Below are 19,857 nucleotides of genomic sequence, written 5' to 3'. Positions count from 1 at the left end.
AACGGAGGCTGCGCAATATTTTTTCGCATCTTCGCCGCCGCCCTCCAATCTGAGCACGATATTCCCACCACTTTTCACCCGAAGGCAAGATGGGTTGCGTAATAATTTTGCGTATAATTATTGTGGAATTCACAGGCTATTCCGCCGAAAGACGTGGCAAAATAGTGAATGCTGACGTTTTGGCGGAAAGCGATAGGGAATTGCTCAAAGTGCCATTTCATTTTGGATGAAATCGGCGATTTCATCGACCATATTGATATCGAAGACCGGCAGGCTCAAGCCCGACTGTGGATGATCGGTTGCAATGGCGACGATGCTTGGATCGTTTTCGGCGAGCGGCGGGCCATCATGGCTGCCCGTTCGGCGAAGCTCGATTTTCTTGTGCGGCTCGCGCTTATAGCCCTCGACGAGAATCAAATCGCACGGCGCAAGCTTGTCCGCGATGTCTTGCAGGGCGATTTCCGGACCGTCGAGATTTTCATGCATGATGGCGAAGCGGCGCTCCGAAACGATGGCCACTTCTGCGGCACCTGCTTGACGATGCCGCCAGGAATCGGTGCCTTCGTGATCGATGTCGAAATTATGATGCGCGTGCTTGATCGTGGCGATGCGATAGCCACGTTCGGTCAGGCAGCGCACGAGCTTTTCGGTCAGTGTGGTCTTGCCGGAATTCTTCCAGCCCGTAATGCCGAAAAGCTTATGTGTCATTCCGTATCTCCGTTCAGTCTATGCAATCGCCGGGCTTCGACAAGGTCGTCGGGCCGGTTGATATTGAAGAAGGGATCATAGTTCTCCGCGCCATCCTTGGTCGCCAAGAGCGGAAAGTCCACCGTTTCAAATTCAACATCGCGTGCGAAAGCGAGAACACTGGCTTTCTCTGCGGTTGAAAGCCAGTCTTTCAGACGATCCGCCAGCTGCGTGCGCCACAGGCCAAAGATCGGGTGAATATGCCCGGCGGAGCTTGCAAGAACGATGTCCTTGCCGGTCGCTCGTTGACGTTCGAAAAGCCGCTCTCCCAGATCGGCAGGCAGAAACGGCGTGTCCGCCGCTGCGGTCAGCAGCCATGTCGAATTTTTTGCGTGGATGAGCGCCGTGAGGATGCCGGGCAGCGGACCGCCATGTGATGCGGAAATGTCCGCTACAACCGGTAGGCCGAGGCTGAACAGTCGGGAGGCGTCGCCATTGGCATTGATGAAAAGCGCGCTCACCTGCGGTTTCAGCCGTGCGGCGACTTCACCAATGACGGAACCGGCACCCAAAACCTGCAGGAATTTGTCACCGTCTATTCCGCCTTCGCGCATACGGCTCGATAATCCGCCCGCGATGATCGCACCGGCTACATCCTTGATGGTCATCATTTTGGTCCGAGGCCGGTTGGAATAGACGCCAGAGTGCTTTTGTTCTTCTCACGCTTCTTGAGCGCGTTTTCGCGATAGACCATGTAAATGCCGCTTCCGACGACCAGAACAGATCCAGCAATTGTATACGCATCCGGCGCTTCACCAAAGATTGCAATGCTCAAGCCTATCGCCCAGAGCAGGCTGGAATAGCGGAACGGGGACACGAAGGACACTTCGCCCTCACGCATGGCGAGAATGATAAAGTGATATCCGATCAGCAAAAGCACGGCTGCGCCCAGCAAGGTCGCGATGGAAAGAAGGCCGACAGGCTGCCAACCGCCCATGGGGACGGTCAATACGCCGCCGGTAACCGCAATCGCACCGGCGGTAAGCGTGGAAAGGTAGAATGTCGGCACATGGGCGGGCACACGGCGCGTTGCAATATCGCGCATGGCCGCGCAAGCGACACTCGCCAGCAAAATGCCAACGGCACCGAGGCTTGCCGCACCGGCTGAACCGGGGCGAATGATGATGATTACACCGACGAAGCCCACCAGAATGGAGACCCAGCGCCGCCAGCCAACTTTTTCCTTGAGAAAGATTGCAGCGCCCAGCGTGACGACCAAAGGTGTGGCCTGAAACACGGCGGAACAGAACGCCTGGGAAAGATGACCCAGCGAGACAATGTAAGTGATTGTCGCAACGACTTCGCCCAGCACGCGCAGGACCGTCATCCACTCCAGAGAAAGATTGCGCAGCGCGCCATGACGCCAGGCCAAAAAACCAATCATCGAAGTGGCAAAAAAACCGCGGATCAGCATGTACTGCCCGCTGTTCATTTCCGTGAGAAGGAATTTGGTTATGCTGTCCCCGATGGTGAAGGTGCCCATGGCGAGAAGCATATAAATACTTGCGCGGAAATTATCTGACTGCAGCACGGTATAGAATCCAGTTTAGAATCCAATACCTTGTTAAAGTTTATTGCGCGACAATTATTTGTGATTATTTTCGCCTAAAAGTATAGCGCGGGGATTAACCACCCGTCAGGCTCATGTGGCGCGCCACAGCTGGGCGGTTATGATCGCGATCAATGATGAAATCATGGCCCTTGGGTTTGCGCGAGATTGCCTCATCGATAGCCCGGCTCAAAAACGTATCGCTGTCGTTTTCCCGCAGCACCTTGCGCAGATCGGCATCGTCATTCTGGCCGAGGCACATATAAAGCATGCCTGTGCAGGTGAGGCGGACGCGGTTGCAGCTTTCGCAGAAATTATGCGTCAGAGGTGTGATGAAGCCGAGGCGACCGCCAGTTTCCTCGATCGTGACATAGCGGGCAGGGCCGCCCGTCCGGTACGGAATATCGGTCAGCGTGAACTGACGTGACAGATCATTACGCACCTGCGACAGCGGCAGATACTGATCGGTGCGGTCGAATTCGATTTCGCCCATCGGCATGGTTTCGATGAGCGTCAGGTCCATATCGCGACCATGAGCCCAGCGGATCAGCTCGGGGATTTCGAGCTCGTTGAAATCTTTGAGCGCCACGGCATTGATCTTCACACGAATACCGGCCTTCTGGGCGGCATCGATGCCTTCTAGCACACGTGCGAGATCACCCCAGCGGGTTATTTCGTGAAACTTGTCAGGGTTCAGCGTATCGAGCGAGACATTGATGCGCTTCATGCCGCAATCGGCCAGTTCATGGGCAAAGCGCGCAAGCTGCGAGCCGTTGGTGGTCAGCGTCAGTTCATCCAGCGCTCCGGATGCCAGATGGCGCGAAAGCCCGCGGATCAGATGCATGATGTTCTTGCGCACCAGCGGTTCGCCGCCGGTGAGCCGCAGCTTGCGCACGCCCTTGTCGATGAACACGGTGCAAAGCCGTTCCAGCTCTTCAAGCGTCAGCAGATCCTTCTTGGGAAGAAAGGTCATATGTTCCGCCATGCAATAGGTGCAGCGGAAGTCGCAACGATCCGTCACCGAAACACGCAGATAGCTGACCATCCGCCCGAAAGGATCGATCATCGGTCCGGTTGGAGAAACAAGGGGCTGTGCCTGCAAGGTTTTCATCTGTGAAGCCATTGTTTCCATGAGGTGCGACGCAGTATCGACCCGTTCTTATGAGATAAGGCTTCCGCCACGCATTGTCCAGTTTTGCGCGGCTGAAGCAGTTTCAATACCCTTGCGGTAATTTGACATGCGGCCTATCACAAGCAAGCTTCGACGATGACGGAGCAAGCTCAATATGGAGAAAAGTGATGAGCGACGTTTGGCCGACCGAACTGCGCGTTTCCAGCGACCGCAAATTGCTGACGGTGGCTTTCGACAACGGAGAGCGATTTGAACTAACAGCCGAGCTGTTGCGCGTGCTTTCTCCGTCGGCAGAAGTGCAGGGCCATTCTCCCGAACAACGCATTACGGTTGGCGGCAAGCGCAACGTCGAAATCATCAAGGTCGAGCCGGTCGGCAATTATGCGGTGCGCATAACCTTTGACGACATGCACGACACCGGCCTGTTTTCCTGGACCTATCTGCATAAGCTCGGCACCGATAAGGAGACGCTGTGGCAGACTTATCTCGACGAGCTGGCCGAAAAAGGGCTCAAGCGCGACCGCTAATCGAGCTTAATCCTTTTCCAGCATATCCGCGATACGCCGCATCATGTTGCCCATCGCATTGCATTGCGCTGCGGTCGATTGCGCCATGACGCGGTCGATCAGATCGGTATAGACTAAAAGCGCTTCACCGAGCAGCTTTTCGCCGTCCGGCGTGAGAGTAAGGCGAATGATGCGTTTGTCTACCGGATCGCCGGTGCGCATTAGCAATCCCCGATTCTCCAGTTTCGGCAGCAACATCGTGATGTTCGAGCGTCCGACCAAAATCCGGCGCGCGAGATCGTGCTGCGATTCGCCGGGGTGGCGATAAATATTCATCAGCACATCGAGGTCGGCGATCTTGAGATCGAAGGGTGCCAGTCCCTGCGCCAGCGCGCGTTCAACCGCTTTGCCGGCTCTCGCAACCGCAATCCAGTTTTTAAAGCGCGGATTATCCCACGGCAGCTTTTGATTCTTGTCTTGCATTTTGTTCATTCTTGTACAATTATTTGTTCAGGATTGAACATGATTGAGGCCCCGTTATGGCGACGTTATCCCTACAGGTTACGCGATTCGGTCTGGGTGTGCTTGGGCGCATCGCACCGGAACGTGCCGGCCGCGCGGCATTCAGGATTTTCTGTCGCACACCGAGCCGTAAGCCCCAAACAAAAGCCTATGCGGAAAGGCTGCGTCAGACGAGCCGCGAGTTGTTCAAGGCAAAGCGGCTTGACCTGATTATCGATCGGGGCGTTGTCGCAACCTATCTTTTCGAGCCAGCAGGGATGGCTCGACAGAATGCCCGTACCTCGCTGGTAGTGCATGGCTGGGGTTCACGCAGCGCGGATATGATGGCCATTATCAGCGCGCTGGTCGCACGCGGCGAACGGGTTGTCGCTCTCGATCTGCCGGGGCATGGCGCTTCAGCGGGACGCGAACTGGATTTCATCCGGGCCATCGCGGCGGTGGATGCCGCGTGGCGTCAGTATGGGCCGTTCTACGCCATGGTCGGGCATTCCTTCGGCGGTGCGGTTGTCGTCAATGCAGCTGCGGGGCCGCTTGGTTGTTATCGTGAGCGGCGTCCCGCCAAGCTGGTCACGATTGCGTCACCGCATTCGATGGAGGGTGTTTTCGACGGATTCGGAAAGGTGCTTCGCCTGAACGCCGATGTGCGTCAGGCGATGAAGGACACGGTCCAGCAAATCGCCGCGCGCCCGATCCATGATTTCGATACCGATGCGCATCTGCGCCGATTGTTGATCCCGACGCTGGTTATTCACGCACGCGACGACAAGGAAGTGCCAGCGCGCTGTGCGGAAATGGCAGCGAAAGCGGGGCCGCATGTCCGTCTGCACTGGGCTGACGGTCTTGGCCACCGGCGGATCATCGCCAGCACGGATGTGGCCGACAAAATCGCGGATTACGTGAGCGGTCCAGTGCCCCTGCGCGCCGTGGCATAAGCGGCCCGTAACCAATCAGGCCGCGGTGAGCCTGTCCCACGCCGCCATCGCGCCATGCGCCGTGGCGACAAGACTTTCCACGCTGCCACCATCGCGCGCCAGGATGGACATACCGTTCTGTACCGTCGCGTAAAAGGTGGCGATAGCGTCCGTGTCGATGGTCGCGGGCAAGGAGCCTTCCTCGACACTGCGTTGAAGGCGGGCGCGCAGCACGTTGATATTCCCGTTGCGACGCGCCTTTAGTTCATTGCAGACATTCTGGCTGGACTGGGTGCGGTACAGCGCATCCAGCGCGATCAGGCATCCGCGCGGCTTGTCGGTGACCGAGAAAGTCTCGGCACTCACCAGCAAAAAGCGCTCGAATGCCTGCTTTACGTCCGATGTTTCTTCCAGTTGCGTCCAGATATCTGTGCCGACTTCGCTCGAATAGAGCGACAAGGCATGCATATAAAGCCCCTCCTTGCTGCCGAAGGCGGCATAGAGGCTCGGCGCATTGATGCCCATGGCGGCTGTCAGGTCTGACAGTGATGCGCCGTCAAAGCCCTTTTCCCAGAAAACATACATTGCTGCGCGCAATGCTTTTTCTCGGTCAAAGTTGCGAGGTCTTCCGCGTTCCGACACGGCTATCTCCTTTTTGTATTGATCGTTAAATAATCCACTTGACGTCATTCGACAAGCCTGACACCTTTTATGTATCAATCGTTACAGAAAGGATATTTCATGTCGGGAAAACCTTTGAATGGGAAGGTGGCCTTCGTAACCGGCGGCAGCCGCGGCATTGGTGCCGCGATTGCGCGACGGCTGGCCAAGGACGGTGCCATCGTCGCCATCACCTATGTGAGTTCCAGGGAAAAAGCCGAAGCGGTCGTGTCCGAGATTGCCGCCGAAGGCGGCCGGGCAGTCGCGTTCAAGGCGGATAATCGTCATGCGGATGAAATTGCCGCCGCGATTGCAGCGGCGGTCAAAGAGCTGGGACGGCTGGATATTCTGGTCAACAGCGCTGGCATCTGGCGCGCTGCTCCGCTGGGTGAGACGACGATTGCGGATTTCGATGAGGTGATGGCGGTCAATTTCCGAGCTGTTTTCGCCGCTGTTATAGCGGCTGCGCCGCATCTGGGCGAGGGCGGGCGTATCGTCACCATTGGCTCCAATCTGGCGGACCTTGTCGCATGGCCGGGGATCAGCCTCTATGCCGCCAGCAAGTCGGCGCTCATTGGTCTGACGAAGGGGCTTGCCCGCGATCTTGGCCCCAAGGGCGTTACGGTGAATGTCGTGCAGCCGGGGTCTACCAATACGGATATGAATCCTGCTGACGGCGATCACTCCGGTCCGCAGCTGGAGCGCATTGCGACCGGCAGCTATGGCTCGCCGGATGATATTGCAAGCTTGGTGGCATGGCTTGCCGGTCCAGAGTCGCGCTTCGTTACGGGTGCTACGCTAACTGCCGATGGCGGTGCGAATGCCTGATACAAAAAGGGCGGCTCTGGAAGCCGCCCTTATTCGTTTCGGAGATCAATCGGGCCAGATCAACCCAGGTTGAGTTCCTTGAAGAAATCATTGCCCTTGTCGTCGATGACGATGAAAGCTGGGAAATCTTCCACTTCGATGCGCCAGATGGCTTCCATGCCGAGTTCTGGATACTCGACCACTTCCACTTTCTTGATGCAGTCCTGCGCCAGACGGGCGGCGGGACCACCAATGGAGCCGAGATAGAAACCGCCATGGCTTCCGCAGGCTTCGCGCACCTGACGCGAACGGTTACCCTTGGCGAGCATCACCATGGAGCCGCCAAACGACTGGAACTGGTCGACATAGGAATCCATGCGCCCAGCCGTCGTCGGGCCGAACGAACCCGATGCATAACCAGCGGGAGTCTTGGCCGGACCGGCATAATAAATCGGGTGGTTCTTGAAATAATCCGGCATGGATTCGCCGTTTTCCAGCCGTTCGCGAATTTTCGCATGTGCCAGATCGCGGGCGACGATAATCGGGCCAGTCAGCGAAAGCTGTGTCTTGACGGGATGCTTGGACAGCTCCTTCAAGATTTCGGCCATCGGCTGGTTGAGGTCGATCTTCACCACATGCGAGGAGAGCTTTTCTTCGTCGATATCCGGCATGTATTGCGCGGGATTGGTCTCCAGCTGTTCCAGAAAGATGCCTTCCTTGGTGATCTTGCCTTTGGCCTGACGGTCTGCCGAGCAGGACACGCCGATACCGATCGGCAGCGATGCGCCATGGCGCGGCAGACGGATGACGCGCACGTCATGGCAGAAATATTTGCCGCCGAACTGCGCGCCGACGCCCAGTGACTGGGTCAGCTTGTGGATTTCGGCTTCCATTTCCAGATCGCGGAACGCATGGCCAGTTTCCGAACCCGCCGTCGGGAGGCTGTCGAGATAACGCGTCGAGGCGAGCTTGACCGTCTTGAGGTTCATCTCGGCTGACGTGCCGCCGATGACGATAGCGAGATGGTAAGGCGGGCAGGCCGCCGTGCCGAGGCTCAGGATCTTGTCCTTGAGGAAGTCGATCATCCGGTCATGGGTCAACAGCGAAGGCGTGCCCTGATAAAGGAACGTCTTGTTGGCTGAGCCGCCACCCTTTGCCACGAAGAGGAACTTGTAGGCGTCTTCGCCTTCTTCATAAATGTCGATCTGCGCAGGCAGGTTGTTCTTGGTGTTCTTCTCTTCGAACATCGACAGCGGCGCCAGCTGCGAATAACGCAGGTTCTTCTTGTTATAGGCGTCGAGCACGCCGCTGCCGAGCGCATCGGCATCGCCGCCTTCTGTCCAGACGCGACGGCCCTTCTTGCCCATGATGATCGCGGTGCCGGTATCCTGACACATCGGCAGGACGCCGCCTGCGGCGATATTCGCGTTTTTCAGAAGATCATAGGCGACGAAGCGATCATTGTCGGTCGCTTCCGGGTCTTCCATGATTTTGGCAAGCTGCTGCAAATGGCCGGGACGCAGCAGATGGTTGATGTCGGCAAATGCCGCCTCGGACAGAAGACGCAGACCTTCCGGGTCGACGGTCAGAATTTCCTGACCCTTGAACGTATCGACCGAAACATGGTCGGAGGTTAGTTTGCGGTAAGGGGTGGTGTCTTCGCCAAGAGGAAAGAGATCGGCGGCGCTTGCTTCTGCCATCGTGGTACCTCGCTTGCTTGCCTGCCGCACCGGCCAGAAATCGCGAGATCGCCAGCCTGCACGTATGTTGCTCAAAACCCGGATTACCGGGCAGCGTCCGGGGTTAATTCTGAGGGGCTTTTAGCGCGATGAGAGGCGGAATCCACTGCGGCACATTGCGCAATGAGGGGAATGGCGAGCGGCATCCCTTGCGGGACAGCTGTTGCGCGGATGCGCCTCCCTCAAAGTTTTGTGATTATTTTCGAGCAAGAAATTGAAAGAAGTGGCATTAGCGTTAAAACTTTCTATACGAGATTCATAAAATCTACGCGAAATGATTGAGACGGATTCGCCTTTCGGCGGACATGCTAACTTTGGCGGTTGAAATGCAGTTTTCTCGGCGCGCGCAGATGGATGCAAAGAAAAATCGCACCAGCGGGTCTTATATCCGCAATGCGATGGTACTGGCTCTTGCCGCATCGGCCTTGTTCCCGGTCACGCAGGCACAGGCAGCAAATTCACTTTTCGAGCTGTTTCAACAGCGCCGCCAACAGGCCGAGCAGCCCGTAGCACCGCTTCCACCCGCAGCGGCCGCGCCGCGCATAAAAGCAGCACCAGCTGCCGCCGCACCGGCAGCGCGCACGCGTATCGCTCCGCCCGCGCAGCGTGTGACGGTCAAGGGGCCGGAGATTTATGATTACAAGCCGGAAACGCTGATCAAGATCGATTTCAGCGCGCTCGATCTGCAGGTGACTGCGGCAACCTCTGCGCCAACTGTTGATCCACTGACATCCGGCATGTCGCCGATCCGTGTGGAAAAGGCGCCTGATACGACCGAAACGGCTGGCAACCGCGCTTTCGACGCCGCCATGGACTATCTGAAGTCGGTTGATGTGAAGGCTGAAAAGCCAATCGCTGAAGCGATTGTTTCCTATTATTCGACCAACCGTTCTTTCATGTGGTCTGCCGACGGCAAGGTGCTTGACCGCGCCAAGGCCGTAGCCGCTTTCTTCGCACGCGCTGGCGAAGACGGTCTCAATCCGGATGAATATGCAGTCACGATCCCTTCGGACAATTTCGATCCGTCGCAGAATGCGGAACGTCAGCAGAAGCTGGCAGAGTTTGAAGTTCGCATGTCGGCCCGGGCATTGCGCTATGCGATGGATGCAGGCGAGGGACGCGTGATCGCCGACCGCCTGAGCGGTTTCCACGACCTGCCGCGTGATCGCGTCGATCCCAAAACTGTGCTGGAAAGACTGGCCGGTGAAGCGGATGCATCCGCCTATTTGCACGGGTTCCAGCCGGATAATGCGCAATATGCGGCTTTGAAGCAGGCTTTGTCCCAGACAGATGCACCGACGGGCGAACCCATTCGCGTGTCGCTCGACGGCGTCATTCGTCCGGGCGACACGAGCGACCAGTTGAGCAAGGTGGTTGCCCTGATTACCAAACACGCGCCTGCTGATTATCTGGAAAAGCACCGCGATGTGTTGCAGGCCCATGCCGATACGAGCCTTTACGATCCGGAACTTGTTTCCGCGATCAAGGACTATCAGAAGCTTTCAGGCGGCGCGCCCGATGGGGTTATCGGACGAAACACGATTTCGGCGTTGCAGGGTGAGCAATCATCCGTCAAGCGCGACCGTATTCTCTATTCGATGGAACGTCTGCGCTGGCTGCCGCATGATTTCGGCACGCGCTATGTAATGGTCAACCAGCCCGCATACCGCGCTGAATATTTCGAAGGCGGCCAGGAAAAGCTGGGTATGAATGTGGTGATTGGCTCGCCGACCCATCAGACCTATTTCTTCTACAACAAGGTGCAAACCGTCGTCTTCAATCCGTCCTGGGGTGTGCCGCGTTCAATTATTCTGAACGAAATGCTGCCGAAGGTCATGCGCGACACGAGCTATCTCGACCGCAACGGCTATGAAGTCTATGTCGGCGGCAAGAAGGTTTCGGCGAGCGCCGTTAATTGGAGCGCGGTTGCTTCGGGAAAGGCGCATGTCGGTATTCGTCAGAAGCCGAGCCTCGACAATGCCTTGGGCGAACTGAAAATCCTGTTCCCGAACGAACATGATATCTACATGCATGATACGCCGGCAAAGTCCTATTTCGGCCGCGACATGCGTGCGCTGAGCCATGGCTGCATTCGTCTGGAACGCCCACGTGATATGGCTGCGGCAGTGCTCGGCAAGCCAGTCGGTGATTTGGAGAAATATTTCGGCAAGAACGAGCGCGGCATCAAGGTGCCGGAGCCGGTGCCGGTCTATATTTCCTATTTCACGGCATGGCCGGATGCGAATGGCCAGATTCGTTATTACAGTGACGTTTATGATCGCGACTCGGGCATGCAGAAGGCATCCGACAAGACGGTGGCTTCGCGTCTGGCAGCAATTTAATCGGCGTTACGCCGCTGGTATCTGTCAGAAGTAGGGATGTTTAATCCTTGGATATGGCGGCTATCGTTCGATAGTCGCCATTTTCGTTGGGTCTACCCGGACGGTTTTCGGTAGGGAAAATCATTTGGGAAATAAGTGTTGTCATGCTTGACTTTGCCCTGAGCGGGAACGTATATCCGCGTCACCTTGATTGAGCACATATGTGCCTCTAAGGGCGCGTAGCTCAGCGGTAGAGCACTCCCTTCACACGGGAGGGGTCACAGGTTCAATCCCTGTCGCGCCCACCATTTATTGCCACAAATCAAGCCCTAATGCGTCCGCAGCGTCCATCATGTGGTACGGGGCGCTTATTTTCTGCGTTCAGCCATGCCGAAATACGACAAGTGCCGTATACCATTTAAATGAAATCTAGCGTTTCGTGACACCGGATTGTGTGTCAACGCCCGCACGATCTCATCGTATTTTCGGCGTCAGCTGGCGGGGCCAGCAAAGGAGGAACGATGAAGACCATAGCTTTGTTAGCCGTTGGTGCATTCATGACCGCAGGCACTGCATTTGCAGCTGCACCGATCAACGGAAACATAGATACCCAGACAGTGAAGTCCGATAAATCGACCGCGACCATTGTTGCGAGCGGCAATAAAAAACCTACGTTGAGCTTTGGTTCGGCGAATCGCGGAGGGAAAACATCATCTTTCGGCGGTTGAGGGATTTGCCCCGTTACGCGGGGCAAACTCTCATTACGTCTTCCTGGACGCGCCCACCATTTTCCAACCGCCCAAATGCATTGCGAAAATCGTTCAGTTGCCGTTCGGCATCGTCGCGCCTGCAACGCCGGTATTCGTCACGATATTCCTGTCGTCGTCATATTTGGCGATAAGCATGAGGGCGGTGAGGGCGACAATAATCGGCACGATAAGACACAGCACCCTGACCGCCATCAGAGCGGTATGCCGTGTTCTTATTAGCGCCCTTGTTCTCATGGCCGATACTATCGCACGGATACGCTTAATCCGCCATATTGAGCGACATTAACAATAAGCAATCTCTTACAAACGCAGGCGCTTCAGAATGCGTTCTAGCGTGCGCAACGCTGCCGGTTGAGGCGGACCTTGATCTTGTCGCCTTTGTCCGACGCGGTGGGCTTGGAAGAGACGATATGCGCGCGCACGGTGCAGGTGCCGGCGAGAACCTCGAAATTATTCGCCCGGATATACATAACCGTATTGATCGGGTTCTTCGGCAGTTCGCGAGAGACCGCGTCGATGACGGCCTTGACTTCGGCGGCGCGCTGCTTGGGAGAGGTCGAGGCCTCAACGGAATTGATTGCGGCGAAGCTGCTGGCCGACAATGCCGCGATGCAGATGAGAACAGCTTTCTTCATTGGCGTAGCCTCCGATTGAGCCCAATGGATAAAAGTGCGGGCCTTTGTGAGAAAGGTCCGCTGAATCGGTTATGGCCCCGAACCTATCACAGATCGGGGCCATAGCTGCCATTTGGTCAGCTTTTATTGAGCCGGGGCAGGCGTTGCGGGTGTCGCCGGGGTAGTCGTCTCACCGCTGGCCGGAGCCTCGCTTTCCTTGGCTGCGTTTGGATCGGCCACGCCATTGGTGAAGACCTTGGAGCGGTCGAAAGCAGGCGCTGCGGTCAACTGGTCCTTCGTTGCGCTGAGAACCAGCCAGGTGTTTCCGTCGCTACGGGTCGCGAGCTGCAAGACATCCGGGCTTACGGCCACGTCCTTCTCACCGACGCCAAGGAAGCCGCCGACGCCGATCACGGCTGCTACAACCGAACCATCAGCACTGACTATCAGGTCATTCAGCTTACCGATGGATTTTGCATCATTGGCATCGCTTTCATAAACGCTGCGGCCAATGAAGCTTGAGACGAGAACTTCGCCTTCCTTAGGCTCGACAAAGCCGATCTTGTTGTTGTCGGGCGAGGGTGCTGTGCCGAACATGTTCTTGGTGGAAACAGGCAGATCCTGTTGTGCTGGCGCATCTGTGCCGGGCGTTGTCGCGGTGGGAGCCGCCGTCTGCGCAAGGGCTGGAGCACCAATCAAGAGTGCACACGCTGCCGTCAGAAGTGTCGTTCTAAACATAACTGCTCTCCTTTCTGCATTGAGTGTTCATAGTCCTAACGGTTTGATTTCAGGATCGTTCCGACATTTTTTCCTGTTTCATGAGGAAACCTGCGCCGGTCGTCGCCCGCATGCGATTTAGACCGGCGGAAAAATAGCAGGCACGCTGCTGCGAAACTCCGAGCAAGCCCGGAATTCTCAACCGTGCAGCGGTGTCGTGCTGGCTATCTGTTATTGTACGACCGGAGAGGCCGGGGTGGGCTCGGATGGCGCAGGCGCCACAACAGGCGCAGAAGGGGCAGGCCCGCAACGGTTGGCCCGCGTGTGGCGCACGCCTTTCGACAGGAATACGATTTCCACTGCGTCACCAATCGGCGTGATGGTCACGTTTTCACTGGCCTGCTGTTGGTCGTTTTCGCAAACCAGATTGAGCGTGAACGTTCCTTTGTAATTGTCGAGCTTCATGACGGTACACTGCATGTCGCGGCTGTCGAAGCGCTCCTGCGAAATTGTGAAGCGCTTGTCATTATTGCTGCACCAGGTGCCGAGGATAGGTGTCGGATCGACTGGCGGCTTCGGCGGATTGACGCTGGCTGAAGGCGACGTGCAGGATGCCAGCGCAGGAAGCGCCAATGCACAAGCAGCAACATTCAGTTTATGCGACATTTAAAACCCCTGCGCAGCAGAACATCGAACAGTCTCAGCTCTTGGATACCGGGAAAGTCGGGCGGGCTCAAGACGGGCGCATGCAGAACAGTGTTGCGTCCGTGCGTGAAGCGTAGCCTAAGAAAAAACCCCGCCGTGGCGGGGTTTCATTCATGAAAGCCATTGCTGTCGATTATACCAGTCATCAATTTCGGATTTGGCGCGGTCTTTCGCGACTCCGTACCGCTCCTGAATCTTACCCTCAAGCTGTTCGCGGCGACCGCTGATCTGGTCGAGATCATCGTCTGTCAGCTTGCCCCATTGTTCCTGGATCTTACCTTTGACCTGTTTCCAGTTGCCTTCAACACGATTCCAGTCCATCGGGATTTCCTCCGTTTTACATTGGGAACAGGTGACTAACGCACGAGCGGCAGGATTGTTCATCGTTTTGATGCCAAGGCGCGTGATGACCTGATGTGCGGGGAGGGGAATCAGACAGGAGAAACCCCGACGTTTGTGTTTGGTGCATAATGACGCCGGGGTGCGCTTCAACGCTAATGCAACGAAGCGCCTGGCGACATGATTGCATAAAGACGGCAGAAAAATGAACCCGTAGAGGTTGCACCGAAGAGTGGAGCGGGAGACGCGCAACAAGGGCAGCGTGGCGTCTCCCGTGTCAATTGCGTGCTAATTGGGGGCAACACGCAAATTAACAGACTGGTATGTCTTCCAGCCGGCGGATGCTTGGACCGCCACGAAACAATTTACCGTGGTCTGATTTCATCTCAATCGAAGTTTTGTAACGTTTGGTTGCTGGAAATTTCACGGTTTTTCCGCTGCGATAACCAATTATTATCGGTGTAAAAAATTCTTGAAGAATAAATTGAACGGCTTTTAAGATCATCACAGATGTTTGAAAAGTTCAATCTGTTCATTTTGAGTTCATGCGCTAGGTTTCATGATGCTTCCCATCAAGAGGAGTACACAGAATGAAGCTCTTTAGTGGACTTATTGCAGGTATTGTTGGTGTTGGCTTGTTGGTGGGAGTTGGCGCGGCTTCCGCCGCACCAGTGGCAAATCTCGCTAAGCCCGGCGTAACCTCCAATGTGGAACAGGTTCGCGATCATCGCGGCTACCATTCGCGTAAGCACTGGAAGAAGCGGCATTACCACAGAAGAGACCATTGGCGGTCTGATCGTCGCCATTACCGCGATCATCGCTGGCGGTCGCACCGTCACTACAAGCGCGATTACTATCGCGGGCATTACCGGCATCACAGCAGCCGGTGGAATGGTCCGGCCAGTTCCAATCGATAGAATCAGGGGCGCAGCAGCGCCCCTTTTTAGTTGGTCTGTTGTCGGATGGTAATTGACTGCAATCGCGTTTCACAGAAACATACCGCAAGATTGAGATTTGGATATTGCCCTGCTCGGGCAGGTTTGCCCTGAAAGAAAACGGTATTTCATGTCGAAGTTTTTGAAGCGATTTCTCACGTTTCTCGTCGGTTTGGTTGTTCTACTGTTAGTCGGCGCGGCATCATGGCTCGGTTTCAACCCGCCGGAGCTTTTGCGGGTGGGCACGGGTTATGCGGCCAAGATCGTGTGTTCCAATGTCTTTATCGCCAAACGAGACGCCGATGCGGTACTCGCAGACGATGTTCAGGCACCGGGAAACCCGCTGCTGAAATTCCTCAATGTGGCCGTTGATGATGACACTGACACCGTAACTGTCCGGATTTTCGGCTTTTTTGCCCCCAGCAAGGCTGTGTTTCTCCCCGGTCAGGGTTGCGCCAACGTTCAATCGACAGATAGCCGCAGCGTCGGCAGCGATGAAGCTGCACAAGCGTCATCGCAACCGCTGAACGTGGCGATCTCAGATAAGGTGCAAAGCGTTATCGAGGATAAGGAACTGGCAGGCGCCGGCATGCGGGCCATCGCGGTCATTCACAACGGTCAACTCATCGCCGAAACCTATGGCGAGGGCTTCAATGCCGACACGCCGCTGCTTGGTTGGTCGATGACAAAATCGGTCATGGCGACGCTCATTGGGATGCGCATTGGGGAAAACCGCATGGATCTGGCCAAAAGCGATCTTCTACCGGAATGGCAGAACGATGAGCGCGCCAGAATCACCATCGCCAATCTGATGGCGATGGAAAGCGGGCTGCGCTTCAACGAGAATTATGGCGCAGTGGCAGATGTCACCCGCATGCTGTTTCTGGAAAAGGACATGGCGGGATTTGCCGCTTCGCTGCCACTGGAAGCAGCACCTGGAACGAAATTCAACTATTCGAGCGGGACCGCGAATATTCTGTCGAGGCTGTTCATGAATAGTTTCGACAGCCGGAATGCGGCTTTGGTCTATCCGCGCATCGCCTTGTTCGAACCACTCGGCATGAGCAGCGCCCTATTGGAAACCGACGCGTCGGGCGTCTTTGCCGGGTCGTCCTATATGTACGCGACCGCGCGCGATTGGGCCCGTCTCGGAGCGTTTCTGGCAGAGGGCGGGAAGCTCGATGGAAGGGAGGTACTGCCAGCTGATTTCGTGGCGTTCATGCGCAAACCGTCAGCGGCCTCGGATGGCCGTTACGGTTCTGCGCAGGTCTGGTTGCAGTCCGGCGGTGCCAAAGCGGGCGAGGATGGCATTCCCGATGATGCTTTCTGGATGTCCGGCCATGACGGTCAAACCGTCATGATCGTACCGTCCTTGCATCTTTCTGTGGTGCGTCTGGGACTTACGCCATCCCGCTCCGGCTATAGCGTTCAGAACCTTGATGCGCAGATCATCGAAGCTCTTCGTTAGAACCTGGTTCAGCCACCACCAGCTTGCGGAAATCCTTGCCGCTTGGGTTCTGGAAAGCGCTCAAGCCGAATTCCGGCAGCACCGCGTAAAGGTGGTCGAAAATATCGGACTGTATCTGCTCGAATGAGGCCCAGACGGTGGTGTTGGTGAAGCAGTAGATTTCGAGTGGCAAGCCTGCCGGGGTTGGGTCCATCTGGCGCACCAGCAGCGTCATGCCTTTATGGATGCCGGGATGGTTGCGCAGATAGTTTTCCACATAGGCGCGGAAAGTGCCGATATTGGTGAAACGGCGCGTATTGACCGGGTTTTTGGCGCGGTCACCCAGCTTGTTGTTCCATTCGGCGATTTCCTTCGCCTTTTTTGGCAGATAGTCGGCCAGCCAGTCCACTGACGCCATTTTCGCGCGTTCGTCGTCGGTCAGGAAGCGGATTGAATTCTGGTCGATAAAGAGCGCGCGCTTGATGCGGCGGCCGCCCGATTCCTGCATGCCGCGATAGTTCTTCATCGGTTCGGTGATGAGCTTGCGGATCGGAATGGTGGTGATTGTTCTGTCGAAATTCTGCACCTTGACCGTATAAAGCGCGATTTCGGTCACATCGCCATTGGCGTCGAGATTTTTCATCTCGATCCAGTCGCCCACACGAACCATGTTGGAAGAGGCGATCTGCATACTGGCGACCAGTGAGAGCAATGTGTCCTGAAAAACGAGTATCAGTACCGCAGCCATGGCACCCACACCGGACAGCAGAATAACCGGCGACTTGTCGAGCAGGGTTGCAATGATGAGGACGGCAGCGATGATATAGACGACCAGCTTGCCGACCTGAATATAGCCCTTCATGGGCCGATAACGGGCCTCTGGGCGGCGATGATAAAGCGTGTCGACCACACCCAATGCTGAATTGACCGCGAGGGCGAGCGTCAGAATGATGAAGGCGATCGCGACATTGCGAATGACGGTGATTGCCGTATCCGGCAACCCCGGTATCGCCAGAATGCCGGAAGAAATGATCAGGGCTGGAACGATATTGGCCAGACGGCTGATGACGCTGTGGCGTTTCAGTTCTTCATCCTGACCGAATGAAGTCTTCTGAACGAGCCGGTCGAGCAGCTTGAGCAGGATCGCCTTGATCAGAAAATTTGCGATGAATGCGGAGAGAAACAATCCGCCGAGTGCCGTGAGCGTCTCCGCCCACGGATATTTAACAAAGAATTCCGACAATAGATTTTCCCGAAACGAGTTTTCGTGCGTTTTGATGGACGCCGTTCAAAGACTGATACAGTTTTGATGATTGTATCATCGAGATCTATTGCGAAATAATGCGGTGTGGCTCGTAAATCAACCGCAGAGAGTGTATTTAGCGGATGCCGATCCGGTTGAATTGTTCACAGATCGGTCATCCGGATGTGAATAGCTACAGTCTTTGACCTTCAAAGGGATGCGGTGATGCCGCCATCGACATAAAGCACATGGCCATTGACGAAAGAGGACGCGCCAGACGCAAGGAAAATGCAGGCGCCAACGAGTTCGTCAACCTTTCCCCAGCGGCCCGCAGGCGTGCGCTTTTCAAGCCAGCTTGAGAAAGCCGGGTCTGAAACGAGCGCGGCGTTGAGCGGCGTGTCGAAATATCCCGGAGCAATGGCGTTGCATTGCAAGCCATATCTCGCCCAGTCGGTGGCCATACCCTTGGTCAGATTGCCAACGGCACCTTTGGTCGCGGTATAAGGCGCGATGCCGGGCCTTGCGAGCGCGGTCTGAACGCTGGCAATGTTGATGATCTTGCCCGTTCCGCGCTTTATCATATGTCTGGCGACCGCCTGTCCGACATTGAACACGGTAGACACGTTGGCTTTCAGCAAGCGCTCAAAGGCATCGGCTGGAAAGTCTTCAAGCGGGGTGCGATGTTGCATGCCCGCATTGTTGACGAGAATGTCGATGGCGCCGACATCTGCTTCGAACCCGTCTATTGCCGCGCGGACGGTGTCGTGATCCGTCGCGTCGAAGGCCAGCATGTGCTTTACGCTGAGGCTGTCGGCAGCGACTTTCAACTTTGCCTCATCGCGACCGTTGAGGACGACGTCGGCACCGGCGGCGGCGAGACCTTTTGCCAGCGCATAGCCGATCCCCTGAGACGAGCCGGTCACAAGCGCGCGTTTGCCTGTCAGATCGAAGAGTTGGACGCTCATATCTTCTCCTGAAATTCTTTAGAGCGGTTCCGGTTAGTACGGAATCGAGGGGCCGTTCTATCTATTTGTTTTTACACATTATCCCACGCAAATCCGCTACGCACTTTTGCTGGAAATGCTCTAGCTGAATGCGATCTGGGTTTTCATCGACTTCGTTTTATCCGACGCAATGTCGAAGGCGCGCAGCGCATCGGAAAGGGGCAGCGTCTGCGTGATGAGGGGGTTGACGTCGATCAGCCCATCCTGCATGAGTTTGACCGCGATGGCGAATTCCTCGTGGAAGCGGAAGGAGCCGCGCAGATCGAGTTCTTTGGCTGTGATCGTCATGATCGGCAGGTTCATTTCGCCGCCCATGCCAAGCTGCACGATAACGCCGCGCGGCCTGATGGCATGTATGCCCGCCACAAGGGCGGATGCTGCACCGGAGCATTCGTACAAAATGTCGAATGAACCCTTGTTCTGAGCGTATTCCGCCAGACCATCCGGGTTCTCCGATAGGTTGACGGTGCGGTCCGCGCCGACCTTGCGGGCAAAATCAAGCGCTGGCCCGGAAATATCCGCTGCGACGATTTCAGCAGCGCCTGCGCGGCGGGCAGAGAGGATCGAAAGCGTGCCGATCGGGCCGCAACCTGTCACCAGCACGCGCTTGCCCAATATCTCGCCTGCACGGCGGGTGGCGTGCAGGGTGACCGAGAGCGGTTCTGCCATTGCTGCTTCACCGGCGCTGAGGCCGTCGGCTTTCACGCATTGGCTGGCTTTTGCGACAAGCCGTTCGCGGAACGCGCCTTGAATATGCGGGAAGGGCATAGCCGATCCGTAAAAGCGCATGTTGAAGCAATGATTGGGCAGCCCCTTGTGGCAATATTCGCAGTGGCCGCAGGGGCGGGACGGCGATATGGCGACCAGATCGCCAATGGCGAGCCCGGAAACCCCTTCGCCAAGTGCTGCAATATGGCCGGAAACCTCGTGTCCGAGGATCATCGGTTCCTTGACGCGCACGGTGCCGAAACCGCCGTGATTGTAATAATGCAGGTCCGAGCCGCATATGCCGCCAGCCGCGAGACGGATTTCAACCTCTCCCGGACCGGCCATCTCGAGCTCGCGCTCATCAATACGCAAGTCCTTTGCAGCGTGGATGACAATCGCTTTCATCGCGTCCTCACAGAACCGGATTGGGGATCAGTCGGCCCTGGAAATGAGCCGACAAATTATCGAAGATCATTTGTTT

Annotated in this window: 22 protein-coding genes and 1 tRNA gene; 8 read left to right on the top strand and 15 right to left on the bottom strand. The window is 56.3% G+C overall.

The window, feature by feature from the left end; all coding sequences use genetic code 11:
- Positions 1-204 precede the first annotated feature (204 nt).
- The 4 genes from mobB to moaA all read right to left on the bottom strand — a co-directional run bounded on the left by mobB (position 205) and on the right by moaA (position 3,407).
- Positions 205-708 (bottom strand): molybdopterin-guanine dinucleotide biosynthesis protein B, encoded by a 504-nt coding sequence (gene mobB / locus ABWW11_RS07235; protein ID WP_109369118.1) that lies wholly within the window; start codon positions 706-708, stop codon positions 205-207.
- Entirely contained in the window at positions 705-1,355 is a 651-nt protein-coding gene (gene mobA, locus ABWW11_RS07230) for a molybdenum cofactor guanylyltransferase MobA (RefSeq protein WP_109369117.1), read from the bottom strand. Before mobA ends, mobB begins: the two co-directional genes overlap by 4 nt.
- Positions 1,355-2,242, bottom strand: coding sequence for a DMT family transporter (locus tag ABWW11_RS07225; RefSeq protein WP_109369116.1), 888 nt, complete (start codon positions 2,240-2,242; stop codon positions 1,355-1,357). The genes mobA and ABWW11_RS07225 overlap by 1 nt, the downstream gene beginning before the upstream one ends.
- Positions 2,243-2,372: 130 nt before the next feature.
- Positions 2,373-3,407 (bottom strand): GTP 3',8-cyclase MoaA, encoded by a 1,035-nt coding sequence (moaA, locus tag ABWW11_RS07220; protein ID WP_109370240.1) that lies wholly within the window; start codon positions 3,405-3,407, stop codon positions 2,373-2,375.
- Positions 3,408-3,595: 188 nt separating this feature from the next.
- On the opposite strand from moaA, the gene ABWW11_RS07215 reads away from it, so the two are divergent.
- On the top strand, positions 3,596-3,955 hold the full coding sequence (locus ABWW11_RS07215) for a gamma-butyrobetaine hydroxylase family protein (RefSeq protein WP_109369115.1): 360 nt from the start codon (positions 3,596-3,598) through the stop codon (positions 3,953-3,955).
- Between the two features lie 6 nt (positions 3,956-3,961).
- Here the strand turns inward: ABWW11_RS07215 and ABWW11_RS07210 are convergent, their stop codons facing one another.
- Entirely contained in the window at positions 3,962-4,426 is a 465-nt protein-coding gene (locus ABWW11_RS07210; protein ID WP_121536226.1) for a MarR family winged helix-turn-helix transcriptional regulator, read from the bottom strand.
- A 47-nt stretch (positions 4,427-4,473) separates the two neighbouring features.
- On the opposite strand from ABWW11_RS07210, the gene ABWW11_RS07205 reads away from it, so the two are divergent.
- Positions 4,474-5,388 (top strand): alpha/beta fold hydrolase, encoded by a 915-nt coding sequence (locus ABWW11_RS07205; RefSeq protein ID WP_109369113.1) that lies wholly within the window; start codon positions 4,474-4,476, stop codon positions 5,386-5,388.
- Positions 5,389-5,403: 15 nt separating this feature from the next.
- Here ABWW11_RS07205 and ABWW11_RS07200 read toward each other — a convergent pair whose 3' ends face one another.
- Positions 5,404-6,009 carry a TetR/AcrR family transcriptional regulator gene (locus tag ABWW11_RS07200; protein WP_109369112.1) on the bottom strand — a complete coding sequence of 202 codons (606 nt, stop codon included), beginning with the start codon at positions 6,007-6,009 and terminating at the stop codon, positions 5,404-5,406.
- 99 nt (positions 6,010-6,108) lie between these two features.
- On the opposite strand from ABWW11_RS07200, the gene ABWW11_RS07195 reads away from it, so the two are divergent.
- Entirely contained in the window at positions 6,109-6,855 is a 747-nt protein-coding gene (locus ABWW11_RS07195; protein ID WP_109369111.1) for an SDR family oxidoreductase, read from the top strand.
- A gap of 59 nt (positions 6,856-6,914) precedes the next feature.
- On the opposite strand, the gene ABWW11_RS07190 is transcribed toward ABWW11_RS07195, so the two are convergent.
- On the bottom strand, positions 6,915-8,534 hold the full coding sequence (locus tag ABWW11_RS07190) for a fumarate hydratase (protein ID WP_109369110.1): 1,620 nt from the start codon (positions 8,532-8,534) through the stop codon (positions 6,915-6,917).
- A 389-nt stretch (positions 8,535-8,923) separates the two neighbouring features.
- Between ABWW11_RS07190 and ABWW11_RS07185 the strand changes: the two genes are divergently transcribed.
- From ABWW11_RS07185 to ABWW11_RS07175, 3 genes are all read left to right on the top strand, one after another.
- The gene (locus tag ABWW11_RS07185; RefSeq protein ID WP_371830784.1) at positions 8,924-10,915 is read left to right on the top strand and encodes a L,D-transpeptidase family protein; all 1,992 of its coding nucleotides are present in this window, start codon (positions 8,924-8,926) and stop codon (positions 10,913-10,915) included.
- Positions 10,916-11,127: 212 nt separating this feature from the next.
- Positions 11,128-11,202: transfer RNA gene (locus tag ABWW11_RS07180), tRNA-Val, on the top strand.
- 213 nt (positions 11,203-11,415) lie between these two features.
- Entirely contained in the window at positions 11,416-11,622 is a 207-nt protein-coding gene (locus tag ABWW11_RS07175; protein ID WP_109369109.1) for a hypothetical protein, read from the top strand.
- A 93-nt stretch (positions 11,623-11,715) separates the two neighbouring features.
- Here ABWW11_RS07175 and ABWW11_RS07170 read toward each other — a convergent pair whose 3' ends face one another.
- From ABWW11_RS07170 to ABWW11_RS07150, 5 genes are all read right to left on the bottom strand, one after another.
- Positions 11,716-11,856 (bottom strand): hypothetical protein, encoded by a 141-nt coding sequence (locus ABWW11_RS07170; RefSeq protein WP_167836033.1) that lies wholly within the window; start codon positions 11,854-11,856, stop codon positions 11,716-11,718.
- Positions 11,857-11,993: 137 nt separating this feature from the next.
- Positions 11,994-12,299, bottom strand: coding sequence for a hypothetical protein (locus tag ABWW11_RS07165; protein ID WP_109369108.1), 306 nt, complete (start codon positions 12,297-12,299; stop codon positions 11,994-11,996).
- Between the two features lie 123 nt (positions 12,300-12,422).
- Positions 12,423-13,016: a PRC-barrel domain-containing protein gene (locus ABWW11_RS07160; RefSeq protein WP_109369107.1), complete on the bottom strand. Its 594-nt coding sequence runs from the start codon at positions 13,014-13,016 to the stop codon at positions 12,423-12,425.
- 210 nt (positions 13,017-13,226) lie between these two features.
- On the bottom strand, positions 13,227-13,661 hold the full coding sequence (locus tag ABWW11_RS07155) for a hypothetical protein (protein WP_181376094.1): 435 nt from the start codon (positions 13,659-13,661) through the stop codon (positions 13,227-13,229).
- Between the two features lie 150 nt (positions 13,662-13,811).
- Positions 13,812-14,021, bottom strand: coding sequence for a CsbD family protein (locus ABWW11_RS07150; protein ID WP_109369106.1), 210 nt, complete (start codon positions 14,019-14,021; stop codon positions 13,812-13,814).
- 608 nt (positions 14,022-14,629) lie between these two features.
- On the opposite strand from ABWW11_RS07150, the gene ABWW11_RS07145 reads away from it, so the two are divergent.
- Together ABWW11_RS07145 and ABWW11_RS07140 are read left to right on the top strand one after the other, a co-directional pair.
- The gene (locus tag ABWW11_RS07145; RefSeq protein ID WP_109369105.1) at positions 14,630-14,956 is read left to right on the top strand and encodes a hypothetical protein; all 327 of its coding nucleotides are present in this window, start codon (positions 14,630-14,632) and stop codon (positions 14,954-14,956) included.
- Positions 14,957-15,104: 148 nt separating this feature from the next.
- The gene (locus tag ABWW11_RS07140) at positions 15,105-16,442 is read left to right on the top strand and encodes a serine hydrolase domain-containing protein (protein ID WP_181376093.1); all 1,338 of its coding nucleotides are present in this window, start codon (positions 15,105-15,107) and stop codon (positions 16,440-16,442) included.
- Here the strand turns inward: ABWW11_RS07140 and ABWW11_RS07135 are convergent.
- The 3 genes from ABWW11_RS07135 to ABWW11_RS07125 all read right to left on the bottom strand — a co-directional run bounded on the left by ABWW11_RS07135 (position 16,423) and on the right by ABWW11_RS07125 (position 19,781).
- Positions 16,423-17,664 carry a mechanosensitive ion channel family protein gene (locus tag ABWW11_RS07135; RefSeq protein WP_109369104.1) on the bottom strand — a complete coding sequence of 414 codons (1,242 nt, stop codon included), beginning with the start codon at positions 17,662-17,664 and terminating at the stop codon, positions 16,423-16,425. The two genes, ABWW11_RS07140 and ABWW11_RS07135, sit on opposite strands and share 20 nt — an antisense overlap.
- Positions 17,665-17,873: 209 nt before the next feature.
- Positions 17,874-18,629: an SDR family oxidoreductase gene (locus tag ABWW11_RS07130; protein WP_109369103.1), complete on the bottom strand. Its 756-nt coding sequence runs from the start codon at positions 18,627-18,629 to the stop codon at positions 17,874-17,876.
- Between the two features lie 120 nt (positions 18,630-18,749).
- Complete coding sequence (locus ABWW11_RS07125; RefSeq protein WP_109369102.1) at positions 18,750-19,781, bottom strand: L-idonate 5-dehydrogenase; 1,032 nt, start codon at positions 19,779-19,781, stop codon at positions 18,750-18,752.
- Positions 19,782-19,857: the final 76 nt, after the last annotated feature.

This window comes from Brucella sp. NBRC 113783, assembly GCF_040372265.1.
Lineage (GTDB): Bacteria > Pseudomonadota > Alphaproteobacteria > Rhizobiales > Rhizobiaceae > Brucella > Brucella teleogrylli.
This window is presented reverse-complemented; position numbering and strand designations above follow the sequence as displayed.